Raw genomic sequence first — 15,685 nt, forward strand, 5'->3', positions numbered from 1 at the left:
AAAAGTGCCGACAGTCTGGCACACCGGGGCGGGGCACGCGCCAGCGCTCAGAGGCGGTGCCGACCGGCGCCTCTATGCGTTCTCCAGCGGCGCTCAATCAGGTGGAAAACGATTTCCCTTTCCTCTTCCGACATGTTATGGTTGGCTCACTGAAAACCCGAAGTGCTGTGCTGTTCACGTTGTCGTGTCCCTCGCCTCTCCCCTTTTCCTGGAGAATGCCGTGCCGATCTGGAACGTTGTGTCTTCCACGCCTGCTGGGCCCTGTCTGCCTGAACCTGGAGAACGCTCTTGACCGCCGTGCCTGCCGTGGCCTTCCGCACCGTCACCAAAACCTTTGGCCCGGTGGAAGTGCTGCACGGCGTGACCTTTGACATTGGAGGCGCCGAGATCCACGCCCTGATCGGCGAGAACGGCGCGGGCAAGAGCACGCTGATGAAGATTCTGGGTGGCTACCAGCCTCCCACTTCGGGACAGATCCTGCTGGACGGGCAGCCGGTCACTTTTCACAGCAGCCGCGACGCCGAGACGCGCGGGGTGGTGCTGATTCATCAGGAATTCAATCTGGCCGATGACCTGAGCGTGGCGCAGAACATCTTTTTAGGGCGTGAGCTGGGCGGCGCGCTGCTGAACGACGCCGAGATGAACCGGCAGGCGGCAGACGCCCTGACGCGGCTGGACGTGCGGCTTGACCCCCGAGTCAAGGTCAAAGAGCTGAGCGTGCCGCAAAAGCAACTCGTGGAGATCGCCAAGGCACTGGCGAGAGATGCCCGCGTGCTGGTCATGGACGAGCCGACGGCCACCCTGACCAACCGTGAAACCGACGTGCTGTTCGCGCTGATCCGCCGCCTGCGCGGGGGCGGCGTGACCATTCTCTACATCAGTCACAAGCTGGACGAGGTGCAGGCGCTGGCCGACTCGGTGACCGTCCTGCGCGACGGCGCGGTGGTGTTCAGCGGCCCGGCGGCAGGCAAGACCCCGCACGATCTGGCAAACCTGATGGTGGGCCGGGAGCTGGAGGACATGTTCCCGGACAAGGGCCAGCCTTCCGGGAAAGAGGCGCTGCACGTCGAGGGCCTGGAGGTTCCCGGCTGGGCGCACGACATTTCCTTCACGCTGCAGGCGGGCGAGGTGCTGGGCTTCGCGGGCCTCGTGGGTTCGGGGCGCACGGAGCTGTTCGAGGGGCTGCTGGGTCTGCGCCGCCACACCGTCCGTCAGGTGCGTGTGGCGGGCCGCCCCACCCGCCTCGACAGCCCCGGCCGGGCCGCAGAGGCGGGCGTCGTCTACCTCAGCGAGGACCGCAAGGGCAAGGGGCTGCTGGTAGAGTTTCAGCTGCGCCCCAACCTCACCCTGATGACGCTTCAGGAGTACGCGCGGCCCCTGCTGGACACCCGGGCGGAGGCGCGGGCGCTGGAACAGGCGGTAGAGACCTACGGCATCCGCACCGGGCGGCTGGACGTGCCCGCCAGCGCGCTGTCCGGCGGCAACCAGCAGAAGCTCGCCCTCGCCCGCATTCTGGAAGTGCATCCTGACGTGATCGTGCTGGACGAGCCGACGCGCGGCGTGGACGTGGGGGCCAAGCGCGAGATCTACCTGCTGATTCAAGCGCTGGCCGCCTCTGGCAAGGGGGTCATCGTGATTTCCAGCGAGCTGACCGAGCTGCTGGGCCTGTGTCAGCGCCTGCTGGTGGTGCGCGAGGGCCGCATCGTCGGCAACCTGACAGGGGGCGAGCTGACCGAGCAGGAAGTGATTCAGTACGCCACCGGATTGAAAGCCCATTCCCCCGCCCTGGAGGCCGCGCCCCGATGACCGATCCTTCCACAGCAACGAAGACCGCCCGCCCGCCGCTGCTGTCCCGCCTGGGGGGCCTGGGGCCGCTGCTGGGGCTGCTCGCCCTGATGATCGTGGCCACCTTGCTCAACAGCGACTTTCTGACCGTCTCCAACCTGTCCAACGTGCTGACGCGCGCCTCGTTCATCGGCATCATCGCGGTAGGAGCGACGTTCGTGATTATCTCGGGCGGGATTGACCTGTCGGTGGGCTCGATGGCCGCCCTGATCGCCGGCTCGATGATCCTGATCATGAACGCGCTGGGCGGGGGGGGCGGCGGCGTGGGCATCATTGCCGTGGGCATGCTGTGCGCGCTGGCCATCGGGGCCGGGGCGGGGCTGCTGCAAGGCACCTTCATCGCGCGGGGCCGCATCGAGCCGTTTATCGTCACGCTGGGCACCCTGGGCATCTACCGCGCCGTCCTGACCTACCTGTCGGAGGGCGGCAGCATCTCGCTGAACAACACCCTCAGCGACGCCTACAGCCCGGTGTATTACAGCAAGATTCTGGGCGTCCCGTTGCCCATCATCGTGTTCGCGGTGGTGGCGCTGCTCGGCGGGCTGCTCCTGAACCGCACGCGCTACGGGCGCTACGTGCAGGCCATCGGCAGCAACGAGCAGGTGGCGCGCTACGCCGCCGTGGACGTCAACCGCGTCAAGGTCATCACCTACATGATTCAGGGCATCTGCGTGGCGCTGGCGACGCTGCTGTACGTGCCCAGGCTGGGCAGCGCCAGCCCCAGCACCGGCATCCTGTGGGAGCTGGAGGCGATTGCCGCCGTGATTATCGGCGGCACGGCCCTCAAGGGCGGCTCCGGGCGCATCTGGGGGACGGTGGTGGGGGCCGTGTTGCTGCTCAGCATCGAGAACGTTTTGAACCTGACCTCGATCATCAGCGTGTACCTGAACGCCGCCGTGCAGGGCGTGGTGATCATCGTGGTGGCCTTCCTGCAACGGGGAAAGCGCTCATGAGCGCGGCGCGACCGTTCACGCAGCCTGACCTCCACTCCGTCGGCTCCACCGGGCCGCCGCACGGCCCAGGGGCGTATCCGCACCGCGTTCCGTCGTCCACCGCTTTCCAGACGAGCCCTGCAAGGAGTTCACCATGTCGCACAGCCTGAAAAAATTCGCGGTTCTCTCTCTTTCGCTGCTCGCTTCCGCCGCACTGGCGCAGACCAAGCAGGTGATGGGCGTGTCTATTCCCTCGGCGGACCACGGCTGGACGGGCGGCGTGGTGTACTGGGCCAACGAGACCAAAAAAGAGCTGGAAAAGATGTACCCGAACCTGACCGTGATCGTGAAGACGGCCAAGGACGCCAACGAGCAGGCCAACCAGATTCAGGACATGTATACGGTCAACAAGATAGGCGCGCTGGTCATCCTGCCGCAGGAGAGTGCGCCGCTGACCCGCCCCGTCGCCAACCTGAAGAACAAGGGCGTGTTCACGGTGGTGGTCGACCGCGCCCTGACCGATCCCAAGGCGCAGGATGCCTACGTGGCTGGTGACAATCCGGGCCTGGGCCGGGTCAGCGGTGAGTACGTGGGCAAGACGCTGGGCGGCAAGGGCAACGTGGTGGTGCTGCGGGGGATTGCCACCGTGATCGACAACCAGCGGGTGGACGCCTTCGATAAGGTGATGAAGGAAAAGTACCCCAATATCAAGATTCTGGATCGGCAGTACGCCAACTGGAACCGCGACGACGGCTTCAAGGTCATGCAGGATTACCTGACCCGCTTCCCCAAGATCGACGCCGTGTGGGCGCAGGACGACGACATCGCCGTGGGTGTCCTCAAGGCCATCGAGCAGGCCGGGCGCAAGGACATCAAATTCGTGCTGGGCGGCGCGGGCATGAAGGAGATGATCAAGAAGGTGCAGGACGGCGATCCGCTGATCACCGCCGACGTGACCTATCCGCCCAACATGATCCGCGACGCCATGCTGCTGACCGCCAAATCGCGCATGACGAACACGGCCATGCCCAAGACCACCATCATTCCCAGCGTGCTGGTCACCAAGGACAACGCCGCCAAGTTCTACTTCCCCAAGTCGCCGTTCTGATACACAGGCTAAGGCTGTTTTGCGGTGTGAAGGGGCGGCCTACGGGTTGACCCTGCGGATCACCTCCCGAATCGGCGGCGGGGGCAGGAATGACCACATGTCCCGGCCTGTCGCGCTCCCTGGCCTCCCTCAGGGGAGACGGCCACGCAGCGGACGGAGGGGTTTGAACCGCAAACAGCCCCCACCCAAGCCCCATCTCCCAACTTGACCCCAACGGTGGCCCGGAGGCACCCTGACCCCATGCCCAGACCTCTCACCCTGTTTACCGGCCAGTGGGCCGACCTGCCCCTGGCCGAACTCGCCCCGCTCGCCAGGACAATGGGCTTCGATGGCCTGGAACTGGCCTGTTGGGGCGATCACTTCGACGTGCAGCGCGCCCTGAAAGAAGAGGGCTACGTGGACGGTGTGCGCGAATTGCTCGCCAGGCACAATCTTCAAATCCATGCCATCGGCAACCACCTGGTGGGGCAGGCGGTGTGTGATCCCATCGACGAGCGGCACAAATCCATCGTTCCGGCATACGTCTGGGGCGACGGCGATCCCGAGGGTGTGCGCGTGCGGGCCGCACAGGAGATCATAGATACCGGCAAGGCCGCGCGAAAGCTGGGGGTGAACGTGGTGACCGGCTTTACCGGATCGAGCATCTGGCACAGTCTCTACGCTTTCCCGCCCACCGATCAGGCGTACTGGGAGCGCGGCTTCGCGGACTTTGCCCGCCGCTTCACCCCCATTCTGGATGCGTTTGCCGAGGTGGACGTGAATTTCGCGCTGGAGGTTCATCCCACCGAGATCGCCTTCGACACGGCCAGCGCCGCCCGCGCATTGGAGGCCGTGGGCAATCACCCGCGTTTCGGCTTCAACTACGATCCCAGTCACCTGGCGTACCAGGGCGTGGATTACGTGGGCTTTCTCCGGCGCTTCCCGGAGCGCATCTTCCACGTCCACATCAAGGACGTGTGGTGGGGCCACGGGGGCGGCGAGGTGGGCGTGTTCGGTGGACATACCACCTTCGGCGATGGGCGGCGCTACTGGGATTTCCGCTCGGTGGGGCGCGGCGACGTGAAATTCGAGGACATCATCGTGGCGCTGCACGACATCGGCTACAGCGGCCCCCTCAGCATCGAGTGGGAGGACGCCCGCATGGACCGGGTGGCCGGGGCCACCGAAAGCGCGGCCTACACGCGCCGCCTGGATTTCCCGCCGTCGGACGTGGTCTTCGACGCGGCGTTTGCGAAAGAGGAAGCATGAGCGACTATCAGCGCCCCATCCGCCTGGCCATGGTGGGCGGCGGCCAGGACGCCTTTATCGGGGCTGTCCACCGACACGCGGCGGCACTGGACGGGCGCTACGTGCTGGTGGCCGGGGCGCTGTCCAGCACGCCGGAGCGCTCCAGAGCATCCGGCGCGGCGCTGGGCCTGCCCCCCGAGCGCCGTTACGGCACCTGGCAGGAACTGCTGGACGGCGAACAGGGGCGCGAGGACGGCGCGGAGGTGATCTCCATCGTTACGCCCAACCACCTGCATTTCCCGGTGGCGCTGGCGGCGGTTGGGGCGGGCTTTCACGTCATCTGCGACAAGCCGCTGGTGCCCACGCTCGAAGAGGCGCAGGCGTTGGAGGCCGCAGTCAAACAGGCTGGAACCGTCTTCGCCGTGACCTACAACTACAGCGGCTACCCGATGATCCGTCAGGCCCGCGAGATGGTGCGGGGGGGCGAGCTGGGGCGCGTCCGCAAGGTGATCGTGGAATACCACCAGGGCTGGCTGGCCACCGAGCAGACGGGCAAGCAGGCCGAGTGGCGCACCGATCCGGCCCGCAGCGGCCCCGCCGGAGCTTTGGGCGATATCGGCACCCACGCCGAGCAACTCGCCACGTTTGTCAGCGGATTGTTGCTGGAAGAAGTGGCCGCCGAGCTGACGGCCTTCGTGCCGGGCCGCCGCCTGGACGATGACGCCAGCATGCTGCTGCGTTTTGAGGGGGGCGCAAGAGGTGTGCTGACGGTCTCCCAGATCGAGATTGGCCGCGAGAACGACCTGCGCCTGTCGGTGTTCGGCACAAAGGGCAGCCTGAGCTGGCGGCAGGAAGACCCCAACCACCTGCTCTATGACCAGCTCGACAGCCCCAGGCAGATGCTGACGCGCGGCGGGCCGGGCACAGGGGACGCGGCGGGGGCCATGACCCGGCTGCCCGCCGGCCACCCCGAAGCGTTTATCGAGGCCTTCGCCAACATCTACCGCGCGGTGGCCGACGATCTGGCGGCGCGCGAACGCGGCGAGAGCGTCAACCCTGATTACCCCACGGTCAAAGACGGCGTGCGGGGCGTGGCATTCATGACGCGCGTGCTGGAAAGTGCGGCGGCAAACGGAAACTGGGTTAGCCTGAAAGGCAGTGACTAGGTCGAGCAAGCCCGAAACCGGGCGCGTCAGCATCCGCGAGGTGGCCGCCGCGTCGGGCGTCAGCACGGCCACGGTGTCCAAGGTGCTGTCGGGCCGCGCGGACTATCCAGTGCGTGCCGAGACCGCCGAGCGGGTCAGGCGGGTGGCCCTGGAGCTGGGTTACGTGCCGGACGTGGCCGCCCGCAACCTGCGGACCCGGCAGACCGGGCAACTGGGCGTGGTGCTGGAAGCGGTGGGCGCGTCGGAACCCGACAGTCTGCTGGGGGCCATGACCACCAGCAACGCAGTCCGCCGGACTTTTGACGGCGCGATCATGGCGGGCCTCAGCGACGCGGCGCGCAGCCTGAACGTGCCGGCACTGGTGGTTTATCCGGGCAGTAGCGGCCTGCACCACACCTATCTGGACGGGCGGGTCGACGGGCTGCTGGTCAGTTGCGATCCGTTGCGCGGCCACCAGTTGCTTCAGGATCTGGCCCAACTGCCGCTCCCCGTGGTGGCGCTGTGGACCCAGCGGGTGCCGCCGGGCATCAGCAGCGTGGACGTGGACCATGCGGCGGGCGCGCGGCAGGCCGTCGGGCATCTGCTGGGGCTGGGGCACACCCGCATCGCCTTTTACGGCGGCGGTGAGGCCAGCGGCGTCGAACACTTCCAGCGCCGGGAACAGGGCTACCGGGAGGCGATGACCGCCGCCGGACTCTCCCCCCTGGCGGCCGTGCATAGCGGTGATCTGCTGGTGCAGGCCGTCAGACAGGGCGAGGTCAGCGCGGTCTTCGCCGAAACCGATCTGGGCGCGGCGGCGGTGGTGCAGGCCCTCGCCAGGGCCAGGATGAGCGTTCCCGCCGACCTCTCGCTGGTGGGTTTCGACGACATCCTGGGCGCGGAATACATCGCGGGCGGCCTGACGACGGTGTATCAGCCCGCAGCGGAAATGGCGGCGGAGGGCGTGCGCGTTCTGCTGGCCCGGCTGGGGGGAAAGCCCGTGTCGCAGACGCTGCTGTCCCCACATCTGCTGGTGCGCCGCAGCACCGCACCGTTGACTGTTCCCAGGTCCAGAGTCACAGCCACGGACTGAGTTGGCGTCGGTGGCGCCCTAAGGATGTGACCTCTTGACCTTTCGGAAGAAGAGCGTATACTCCACCTACCGAAATCGTTTTCCTTAGCTCAAACCGCTGAGACTTGGCTTCAAAGTCTGTCTTTCCTCCTCAATTGAATTCTATTGGGTTGTCCAGCTTCTCCTGCCTCTTTCGCGGCGCAGAGCGCCAAATCAAGGAGTTCTATGAAACGAATGGGCCTATTGACCGCCGTTCTCGGCCTGAGCCTTCTCGCCTCGCCCGCCCTGGCACAGAAGCAGGTGGTGGTGGGCGTCAGTTGGTCCAACTTTCAGGAGGAGCGCTGGAAGACCGACGAGGCGGCGATCAAGGCGCAACTGGACAAGCTGGGGGCCAAGTACCTCAGTGCCGACGCCCAGAGCTCCAACGAGAAGCAGATCTCGGACATCGAGAGTCTGGTGACACGCGGCGCAACCGTGCTGCTGGTGTTGGCCCAGGACACCGAGGCCGTGCTGCCTGCCATCGCCAAGGCCAAGGCCGACGGCATCCCGGTGGTGTCGTATGACCGCCTGATCGAGGACCCCTGGGCGTTCTACATCTCGTTCGACAACAAGGAAGTCGGGCGTTTGCAGGCCAGGATGATCCTGAATGCCAAACCCAAGGGCAATTACGCCTTTATCAAGGGCAGCCCCAGCGATCCCAACGCGGCCCTGCTGTACGCCGGCCAACTGGAAGTGCTGGACAAGGCGATCAAGTCCGGCGCGATCAAGAACGTGGGCAGTCAGTTCACCGAGGGCTGGCAGCCCGAGATCGCCCAGCGCAACATGGAGCAGATGCTGACCGCCAACCAGAACAAGATCGACGCGGTGGTGGCCTCCAACGACGGCACGGCGGGCGGCGCGGTCTCGGCACTGGCGGGCGTGGGGTTGGCGGGCAAGATTCCCGTCTCGGGCCAGGACGCCGACAAGGCCGCCCTGAACCGGATTGCCAAGGGGCTGCAGACCGGGACCGTCTGGAAGGACTCGCGCACGCTGGGCACCGAAGCGGCCAAGATCGCCGTGCAACTGGCGGGCGGGACCAAAGTCAACGCCATCAAGGGCAGCAGCACCTTCAACGGCGGCCCCAGAAAGGTGGCGGTGTCCAGCATCCTCCTCAAGCCCGTCGTGATCACCAAGGCCAACCTCGGCACGCTGATCACCGCCAAGTGGGCCACCAAGGCCGAAATCTGCAACGGCGTGACGGGCGCTGCGGCCCCGGCAGCCTGCCGCTGAATCCCTAGACCTTGCCAGGGGGAATGAACGCGGGCCGTAGGGTCGCCCCGTCATTTCCCCCTTTTCGTGCCGCGCCCGGCTGGGGCTGGAGGAATATGCAGAGTGTCAAGACCGTTTCAACCACGCCGCCCAGGCGATTACTGGCACAACTGGGCCTGGATGGCCGATTGCTGTTCATGGTGCTGGCGATTGCCGGCATCTGGATTGCCTTCAACCTGCTGACCGACGGGGTCTTCATCACTTCCCGCAACCTGTGGAACCTGTCGGTGCAGACCGCGTCGGTGGGCGTGATGGTCAGCGGCATGGTGCTGATCATCGTCATGCGGAACATCGACCTGTCCATCGGCTCGATCCTGGGCTTCACGGGCATGGCGATGGCGGTCCTGAACATCCGCGTGTTCACTCAGGAGACGTGGTGGGGCGCGCTGCTCACGCTGGCGCTGGGGCTGCTGCTGGGGCTGGGCATCGGCATGGTGCAGGGAACGTGGGTGGCGGTGCTGGGCGTGCCGTCCTTTATCGTCACGCTGGGCGGCCTGCTGATCTTCCGGGGCGGCGCGTGGCTGCTGACCAGCGGCCAGACGGTTGCGCCCCTGACCGAGACCTTCCAGATTTTGGGCGGCGGCCTGAACGGCTCGATTGGCGGCCCGGCAAGCTGGGGCGTGGGCGCACTGATCGCGGCGGCCATCGTCTGGACGGACCTGCGGAACTATCGGCAGCGGGCCAGACGTGGATTGCCCAACCGCTCCGCCGCGCTGCAACTCGTCTTCACCGGCGTCACGCTGGCGCTGGTGCTGGCCTTCGTGCTGGTGATGAACAGCTACCCCGATCCCCGCAGCGGCCTGGCGCGCGGCATTCCGGTGCCGGTGCTGATCATGCTGGCGGTCACGGCGGTGATGATGTGGGTGGTGCGCGCCACCCGGTTCGGCCGCTACGTGTTCGCCTATGGCGGCAACCCGGAAGCCGCGCGGCTGGCCGGGATCAACACCACCCGCCTGACCATCCTGGTCTTCGGCATCATGGGGATGCTGGCCGCCCTGGCCGGGGCGATTCAAACGGCCCGATTGAACGCCGGGACCAACTCCACCGGCACCCTGGCCGAGCTGAGCGTGATCGCGGCGGCCGTGATCGGCGGCACCTCGCTGGCGGGCGGCACCGGCAGCATCCCCGGCGCATTTCTGGGCGCAATCCTGATGGCCAGCCTGATCAACGGCATGCTGCTGCTGGACCTGCCCAGCGCGTGGCAGAACGTGGTGCAGGGGCTGGTGCTGATGCTGGCGGTCACGCTGGACGGCCTCTTCCAGCGCCGGAGGGCCAAATGAGCGCCGCCTCTGCCCCGCAGCAGGTCACGCCGCTGGTGGAGGCGCGCGGCATCTCCAAGAGTTTTGGCGGGATCCACGCACTGGAGCACGTCAATGTCAGTCTGGCTCCCGGCGAGGTGCTGGGGCTGCTGGGGCACAACGGTGCGGGCAAATCCACCCTCATCAAGATGCTTTCCGGGGCGTACACCGCCGATGCCGGGCAGATTCTGCTGGACGGGCAGGAAGTGAAACTCACCAGTCCCCGCGCCGCGCAGCGGCTGGGCATCGAGACGATCTACCAGAATCTGGCGCTGGCCGACAATCTGGACGTGGCCGCCAACATCTTCCTGGGGCGCGAGTTGCTGCGCGGCGGCGCGCTGGACGAGGACACCATGGAGCTGGAGGCCCGCAAGGTGCTGGACCGCCTGAAAGTCAACCTGCCGGACCTCAAGAAACCCGTGTTCAACCTGTCGGGCGGCCAGCGCCAGTGCATCGCCATCAGCCGGGCCATCTATTTCAAGGCCAGGGTGCTGATCATGGACGAACCCACCGCCGCACTGGGACCGCAGGAAACGCATCAGGTCAACGAGCTGATCAAGTCGCTGAAGACCGAGGGTGTGGGGATCTTTCTGATCAGCCACGACATGCATGACGTGTTCGACCTGGCCGACCGCGTGACCGTCATGAAAAACGGGAAAGTGGTGGGCAGCGCCCTGACCTCGCAGATCACGCAGGACGAGGTGCTGGAGATGATCATCGCGGGCAAGTTGCCGGGGCGGGATGTGCTGACGGTCTAGACGGCCTGCCCGATGTCACCCTGATCAAATCAAACAGAAATCGTTTTCGTTATACCCTGGGAGAACCATGACCGACTTTACCCCCACCGCCGCAGACCGTTTCACCTTTGGCCTCTGGACCGTCGGCAACGTCGGGCGCGATCCCTTCGGGGAACCCACCCGGCAGCCGATGGGTGCACCGGACATCGTTCGCAAGCTGGCTGAACTGGGCGCGTCGGGCATCAGTCTGCACGACAACGATCTTGTGCCGATTGACGCGACGGCTGCCGAGCGTGACCGACTTGTCGCGGACCTGAAAGCCGCGCTGTCCGAAACGGGGCTTAAAGTACCGATGGCCACCACCAACCTGTTCGGCGACCCGGCCTTCAAGGACGGTGCGTTTACCAGCGCGGACCGCCGCGTGCGGGCCTACGCGCTGCAAAAAACGATGCGCTCGATGGACCTGGGGGCCGAACTGGGCGCAACGACCTACGTGTTCTGGGGGGGCCGCGAGGGCACCGAGGTAGACGCGGGCGGCAAATTGATGGACGCGCTGGCGTGGTTCCGCGAAAGCCTCAACTTCCTGGCCGCCTATTCCGAATCCCAGGGCTACGGCTACCGTTTCGCGCTGGAACCCAAACCCAACGAGCCGCGCGGGGACATCTTTTTGCCCACGGTGGGCAGCGCCCTGGGCTTTATTCCCACGCTGGACCGGCCCGAACTGTTCGGCGTCAATCCCGAATTCGCCCACGAGACGATGGCGGGCCTCAGCTTTCCGCACGCCATCGCGCAGGCGCTGGACGCGGGCAAGCTGTTCCACATCGACCTCAACGATCAGAAGATGGGCCGCTTCGATCAGGACCTGCGCTTCGGCGCCGAGAACCTCAAGGGCGCGTTCTTCACGGTCATGCTGCTCGAAGACGCAGGTTACAGCGGCCCGCTGCACTTCGACGCCCACGCCCTGCGCACCGAGGACGAGGCGGGCGTGTGGGCTTTCGCGCGCGGCTGCATGCGGACCTACCTGATCTTGAAGGACAAGGTGGCCCAGTTCCGCGCTGACGCCGAGATCAAGGCGGCGCTGGAGGCCTACCGCGTAGAAGACAAGGAACTGGCCGCCCTGAGCAACTTTTCGCCCGAGAACGCCGAGGCCCTCAAGAACCGTGAATTTGACCGTGAGGCGCTGGGCGCGCGTGGGCCGGGCCTGGAAGCCCTGGACCAGATGACCATCGAACTGCTGATGGGCGTGCGCGGGTGACCGGAGAGAGTGAAAACGGCGTCACGCTGGGCATCGACATCGGCACCAGCGGCGTCAAGGCGGTGGCGCTGGATGCGGGCGGCAGGGTGGTGGCCAGCACCACGCGCAGTTATCCCCTGCTCACGCCGCAACCCGGCTGGACCGAGCAGCGCCCGCAGGACTGGGCGGCCGCCACGCTGGACGCGCTGACGGAGCTGGCCGCGAGATTGAAAGCAGAGGGCCACACGCCCCTGGCGCTGGGCCTCAGCGGACAGATGCACGGCGCGGTGTTTCTGGATGCGGGCGGCGAGGTGATCCGCCCAGCGCCCCTCTGGAACGATCAGCGCACCGGAGCGGCGGTGGACGAGATCGAGGCGAAAATCCCGCGTGGGGAGTTGATTGCCCGCACCGGCAACCGCGCGGTGACCGGGTTTCAACTGCCCAAAGTGCTGTGGCTGCGCGCCGCTGAGCCGGAGAACTTCGCCCGCGTCCATAAGGTCTTGCTGCCCAAGGACTACCTGGGCTACGTCCTGACCGGCAATTTCTGCACCGAACCTTCTGACGCTTCGGGCACCGGCGCGCTGAATCTGGCGGCCAAGACCTGGGATACGGAGGTGCTGAACGCCCTGTCGCTGAGTGTGGACCTCTTTCCCGAAGTGGTGGCGTCCTGGGCGGTGGTGGGCCAGATTCTGCCCGGAATGGCGGCACAGATCGGATTGCCCCCTGACCTGAAGATCGTGGCGGGCGGCGGCGACAATGCGGCGGCGGGCATCGGGCTGGGCCTGGGGGCTCACCGCCCTGGCGTGGGCAGTGTCAGCCTGGGCACCAGCGGCGTGCTGTTTGCCCCGCTGGACACGCCCACCCCCGATCCGCAGGGCCGCGTCCACCTGTTTGCCCACGCCGACGGCGGCTACAACCTGCTGGGCGTCACGCTGGCGTGTGCCGGGGCGCTGCAATGGTTTCGCGACGCTCTGGCTCCCGAAACGGATTTTCCCGCCCTGCTGGAGGAAGCGGCCACGGTTCCAGACGGCGCGGAGGGCGTGACCTTCCTCCCCTACCTGGCCGGGGAACGCAGCCCGCTGATGAACCCCGACGTGCGCGGTTCGTGGTCTGGCCTGAGCCTGGCGCACCGCCGCCCGCAGCTGGTCCGTGCGCTGCTGGAAGGCACCGTCTGCGCGCTGTCGGACACCTACCGGGTCATGGGGCCGATGTCCAGCCTGACCACCCTGCTGGCCACCGGCGGCGGCGCGCGCAGTGACCTGTGGCTGGGGCTGGTCAGCGGCGCGCTTGAATTGCCGGTTCAGCACATTGAACACGCGCCAGGTGCAGCGGAGGGGGCAGCCCTGCTGGCCATGCCCGCCGCCGGACTTTTCCCCGACATCAAAGCGGTGATGGACACGCTCAGGCCCCAGGGTGAGGCTGTTGCGCCGCAGCCGATGACACGGGCGCTGGCGCAGCACGCGGCGGCCCTGGCGGCATTATCTGCACAGCAGTGAAATTCAGACCTCAGAAGAAACGATTGGCCTTTCTTTTTGCTTCCGACGCTGAAACGAATCGGAGCGTTGATCAGGGGCGCGGCCTAGAGCAGTTGTCCGAATTACAGCATCAGAAAAGGAGACTTCTGATGCCTCCATTCTCTCCTTCGGAGCTGTATCAGTCCCAGCTGCTCGTTGAAACTCACTCACTCCGTTCGGTCAAAAGGAAACAGCTCTTTTGACAAATGCTCTAGGCTACCGGCACCACCAGTTCGTCCAGCTCACGCGGATACAGGCTGAGCCGCTCTGATCCCGACGGGGTGATGACCACCGTATCGGAATGCCGGAAGCCGGCGAATTCGGGGACGTACAGCCCCGGCTCCACCGAAAACACCATGCCTGCCTCGATGACCGTGTGATCGTCGAGATCCAGGAAAGGGTGTTCATGTCCCTCCAGCCCGAAAGCGTGCCCGGTATGGTGGCGGACCAGATCGTCCATGCCCAGTTCATCACGGATAAACCCCCGGACCTCAGCCTCCACCTCAGCGCAGCTGCGTCCGGGGCGCAGGGCCTCCAGGCCCACCTGCTGCGCGGCCAGCATCGCCGCGAAGAACCTCCGAAACCGGTCATCCGGCTCGCCGACGATCATGGTGCGTTCCAGCTCGGATTCGTACCCGCCCACCACGCCATACGCGCCAGTCACCAGCACGTCGCGCGCCTGAACGGCCCCCGCCTCGTGCAGGCCGTGCGGGTGGGCCGTATTGCTGCCTCGAATGAACATGGCGTTGGCGGGCAGCCCCTCGCGCGCTTTGGGCACGTAGCGCCCGCCCAGTTCGGCCAGCAGGTCGCGGGTGGCCTGCAGGCTGGCCCCGTGCGAAATCAGCAGTTCCTCGCTGCCCACGCGAATACTGTCCTGCATCAGTCGGTGGGCGTGGTCCCCCCAGCGGCACGCTTCGGTCATCAGGGCGATCTCGGCGGCGCTCTTGACCATGCGCAGATCGTCGATCAGGGCCACGTCGGCCTGAACGGATTGATCCAGCACGGCGCTCAGGGCCGGCCCCCGGTAGCCCCAGCGGTGTTCGTAGCCGTCCACGTCCGCCGCGATCACCTTGCCCAGCACGCCCAGCCTGGAGAGCAGCTCGCGCAGGAACAGCATGGGGTGACGCCCGGAGCCGCCGCCAGGGTATTCGGGATAAACGGCTGAGTCGTCCAGCTGCGGCCCCTGCTGCTGAAAGTGACTGAGTTCGAGGTTCGGCAACAGGGCCGCCACCGCGCCGCCCGCCGTCAGGACCAGAGCGATGGGCCGCTCGGTGGGCGAGAAGAAAAAGCCGCTCAGGTACGCCACGCGCGTCGGGCCGAAGACGCAGATGGCGTCCAGTTGCCGGTCCTGAAGCAACTGAAAGACCCGTTCGCGCCGCAGGCGGTATTCGTCCGCGCCGATCTCCAGCCGGTCGTGTTCAGTAAAGATGATCTCGGTCATGACAATCCTCCGTGATCTTGATCGGCGGCGTTCAGTCGCCCACGGGTTCCGGCACCGGCTGACGAATCAGTTCATCGGCGCAGCGCCGGGCCATGCCGATGACCGCCTCGCTGACCTCCTCGATGCGGCCACGGCTCATGCGGCTGGTGGGACCCGCCACCCCGATGGCCGCGATGACCTTGCCCGCGCCGTTGAGAATGCCCGACGACAGGCAGCGCACGCCCACCTCGCGCTCCTCATCGTCCAGCGCAAATCCCTGCGTGCGGACGCACAACAGCTCGTCCAGCAGCGCCGGTTCGTCGGTAATGGTGTGGGGGGTGCGGGCGGGGAGGCCCGTCTTGCGGACGATCTCATCCACGCGGGCGGTGGGCAGGTCAGCCAGAAAGACCTTGCCCACGTCGCTGCAGTGCAGCGGGGCAATGCTGCCGGGGGTGGTGAACATCCGCACCATGCTGAACGGCTCCACCTGACTGAGATACATGGCCGTGGTGCCGTAGAGCTGCGCGATGTGGGCGGTTTCCCCGGTCACCTCCACCAGTTCCTGCAAGTAGGGGCGCACCCGGCGCACCAGGTCGTAACGCAGGTACAGCGCGCTGCTGATGTCCACGATCTCGGGGCCGATGTCGTACCGTTTGGTCTGAGGGTCCTGAAACACGTAGTTCTTGACCGTCAGGGTCTGGAGGATACGGTGGATGGTGCTGGGGGCCAGGTCCATGGCCTGGGACAGCTCCCCCACACTGAGCGAACGGTTGGCCGCCACGATGGTATTGATGATGTCGAGGGCACGCTCGACGCTCTGGACAGTTTCGCTCATAGGATGCCCC

Annotated in this window: 13 protein-coding genes; 11 read left to right on the plus strand and 2 right to left on the minus strand. The window is 66.2% G+C overall.

Annotated elements, in window-relative coordinates; genetic code table 11:
* Positions 1–297: 297 nt before the first annotated feature.
* The 11 genes from FHR04_RS00740 (at position 298) to xylB (ending at position 13,402) form a co-directional block, all read left to right on the plus strand.
* Positions 298–1,806, plus strand: coding sequence for a sugar ABC transporter ATP-binding protein (locus FHR04_RS00740; protein WP_249038917.1), 1,509 nt, complete (start codon positions 298–300; stop codon positions 1,804–1,806).
* The gene (locus FHR04_RS00745) at positions 1,803–2,798 is read left to right on the plus strand and encodes an ABC transporter permease (RefSeq protein ID WP_139399945.1); all 996 of its coding nucleotides are present in this window, start codon (positions 1,803–1,805) and stop codon (positions 2,796–2,798) included. Before FHR04_RS00740 ends, FHR04_RS00745 begins: the two co-directional genes overlap by 4 nt.
* 133 nt (positions 2,799–2,931) lie before the next feature.
* A complete protein-coding gene (locus FHR04_RS00750) occupies positions 2,932–3,885 on the plus strand; it encodes an ABC transporter substrate-binding protein (protein ID WP_139399947.1) in 954 nt (317 codons plus the stop codon).
* A gap of 240 nt (positions 3,886–4,125) precedes the next feature.
* Positions 4,126–5,133, plus strand: a complete 1,008-nt coding sequence (locus tag FHR04_RS00755) for a sugar phosphate isomerase/epimerase family protein (protein WP_139399949.1) — start codon at positions 4,126–4,128, stop codon at positions 5,131–5,133.
* Positions 5,130–6,278 (plus strand): Gfo/Idh/MocA family protein, encoded by a 1,149-nt coding sequence (locus tag FHR04_RS00760; RefSeq protein WP_139399951.1) that lies wholly within the window; start codon positions 5,130–5,132, stop codon positions 6,276–6,278. Before FHR04_RS00755 ends, FHR04_RS00760 begins: the two co-directional genes overlap by 4 nt.
* Entirely contained in the window at positions 6,271–7,350 is a 1,080-nt protein-coding gene (locus FHR04_RS00765) for a LacI family DNA-binding transcriptional regulator (RefSeq protein ID WP_139399953.1), read from the plus strand. The genes FHR04_RS00760 and FHR04_RS00765 overlap by 8 nt, the downstream gene beginning before the upstream one ends.
* Positions 7,351–7,554: 204 nt before the next feature.
* The gene (gene xylF / locus FHR04_RS00770; RefSeq protein ID WP_139399955.1) at positions 7,555–8,598 is read left to right on the plus strand and encodes a D-xylose ABC transporter substrate-binding protein; all 1,044 of its coding nucleotides are present in this window, start codon (positions 7,555–7,557) and stop codon (positions 8,596–8,598) included.
* Positions 8,599–8,693: 95 nt separating this feature from the next.
* The gene (locus FHR04_RS00775; RefSeq protein ID WP_139399957.1) at positions 8,694–9,917 is read left to right on the plus strand and encodes a sugar ABC transporter permease; all 1,224 of its coding nucleotides are present in this window, start codon (positions 8,694–8,696) and stop codon (positions 9,915–9,917) included.
* Positions 9,914–10,693 (plus strand): ATP-binding cassette domain-containing protein, encoded by a 780-nt coding sequence (locus FHR04_RS00780; protein WP_139399959.1) that lies wholly within the window; start codon positions 9,914–9,916, stop codon positions 10,691–10,693. Before FHR04_RS00775 ends, FHR04_RS00780 begins: the two co-directional genes overlap by 4 nt.
* Positions 10,694–10,760: 67 nt before the next feature.
* On the plus strand, positions 10,761–11,927 hold the full coding sequence (gene xylA, locus FHR04_RS00785; RefSeq protein WP_139399961.1) for a xylose isomerase: 1,167 nt from the start codon (positions 10,761–10,763) through the stop codon (positions 11,925–11,927).
* Positions 11,924–13,402 carry a xylulokinase gene (gene xylB, locus FHR04_RS00790; protein ID WP_139399963.1) on the plus strand — a complete coding sequence of 493 codons (1,479 nt, stop codon included), beginning with the start codon at positions 11,924–11,926 and terminating at the stop codon, positions 13,400–13,402. Before xylA ends, xylB begins: the two co-directional genes overlap by 4 nt.
* 229 nt (positions 13,403–13,631) lie before the next feature.
* On the opposite strand, the gene FHR04_RS00795 is transcribed toward xylB, so the two are convergent.
* Both FHR04_RS00795 and FHR04_RS00800 read right to left on the minus strand, forming a co-directional pair.
* Positions 13,632–14,861, minus strand: a complete 1,230-nt coding sequence (locus FHR04_RS00795; RefSeq protein ID WP_139399964.1) for a M24 family metallopeptidase — start codon at positions 14,859–14,861, stop codon at positions 13,632–13,634.
* A 31-nt stretch (positions 14,862–14,892) separates the two neighbouring features.
* Positions 14,893–15,675, minus strand: coding sequence for an IclR family transcriptional regulator (locus FHR04_RS00800; protein ID WP_139399966.1), 783 nt, complete (start codon positions 15,673–15,675; stop codon positions 14,893–14,895).
* Positions 15,676–15,685: the final 10 nt, after the last annotated feature.

It is taken from the genome of Deinococcus radiopugnans ATCC 19172, from assembly GCF_006335125.1.
In the GTDB taxonomy this organism is placed as follows: Bacteria; Deinococcota; Deinococci; order Deinococcales; family Deinococcaceae; genus Deinococcus; species Deinococcus radiopugnans.

Excerpts from the sequence above, each read along its gene's own strand:
- FHR04_RS00760 (WP_139399951.1), top strand. The coding sequence starts at position 5,130 with ATGAGCGACTATCAGCGCCCCATCCGCCTGGCCATGGTGGGCGGCGGC.
- FHR04_RS00780 (WP_139399959.1), top strand. The coding sequence starts at position 9,914 with ATGAGCGCCGCCTCTGCCCCGCAGCAGGTCACGCCGCTGGTGGAGGCG.
- FHR04_RS00800 (WP_139399966.1), bottom strand. The coding sequence starts at position 15,675 with ATGAGCGAAACTGTCCAGAGCGTCGAGCGTGCCCTCGACATCATCAAT.
- xylF (WP_139399955.1), top strand. The coding sequence starts at position 7,555 with ATGAAACGAATGGGCCTATTGACCGCCGTTCTCGGCCTGAGCCTTCTC.
- FHR04_RS00775 (WP_139399957.1), top strand. The coding sequence starts at position 8,694 with ATGCAGAGTGTCAAGACCGTTTCAACCACGCCGCCCAGGCGATTACTG.
- FHR04_RS00795 (WP_139399964.1), bottom strand. The coding sequence starts at position 14,861 with ATGACCGAGATCATCTTTACTGAACACGACCGGCTGGAGATCGGCGCG.
- FHR04_RS00755 (WP_139399949.1), top strand. The coding sequence starts at position 4,126 with ATGCCCAGACCTCTCACCCTGTTTACCGGCCAGTGGGCCGACCTGCCC.
- FHR04_RS00745 (WP_139399945.1), top strand. The coding sequence starts at position 1,803 with ATGACCGATCCTTCCACAGCAACGAAGACCGCCCGCCCGCCGCTGCTG.
- FHR04_RS00750 (WP_139399947.1), top strand. The coding sequence starts at position 2,932 with ATGTCGCACAGCCTGAAAAAATTCGCGGTTCTCTCTCTTTCGCTGCTC.
- xylA (WP_139399961.1), top strand. The coding sequence starts at position 10,761 with ATGACCGACTTTACCCCCACCGCCGCAGACCGTTTCACCTTTGGCCTC.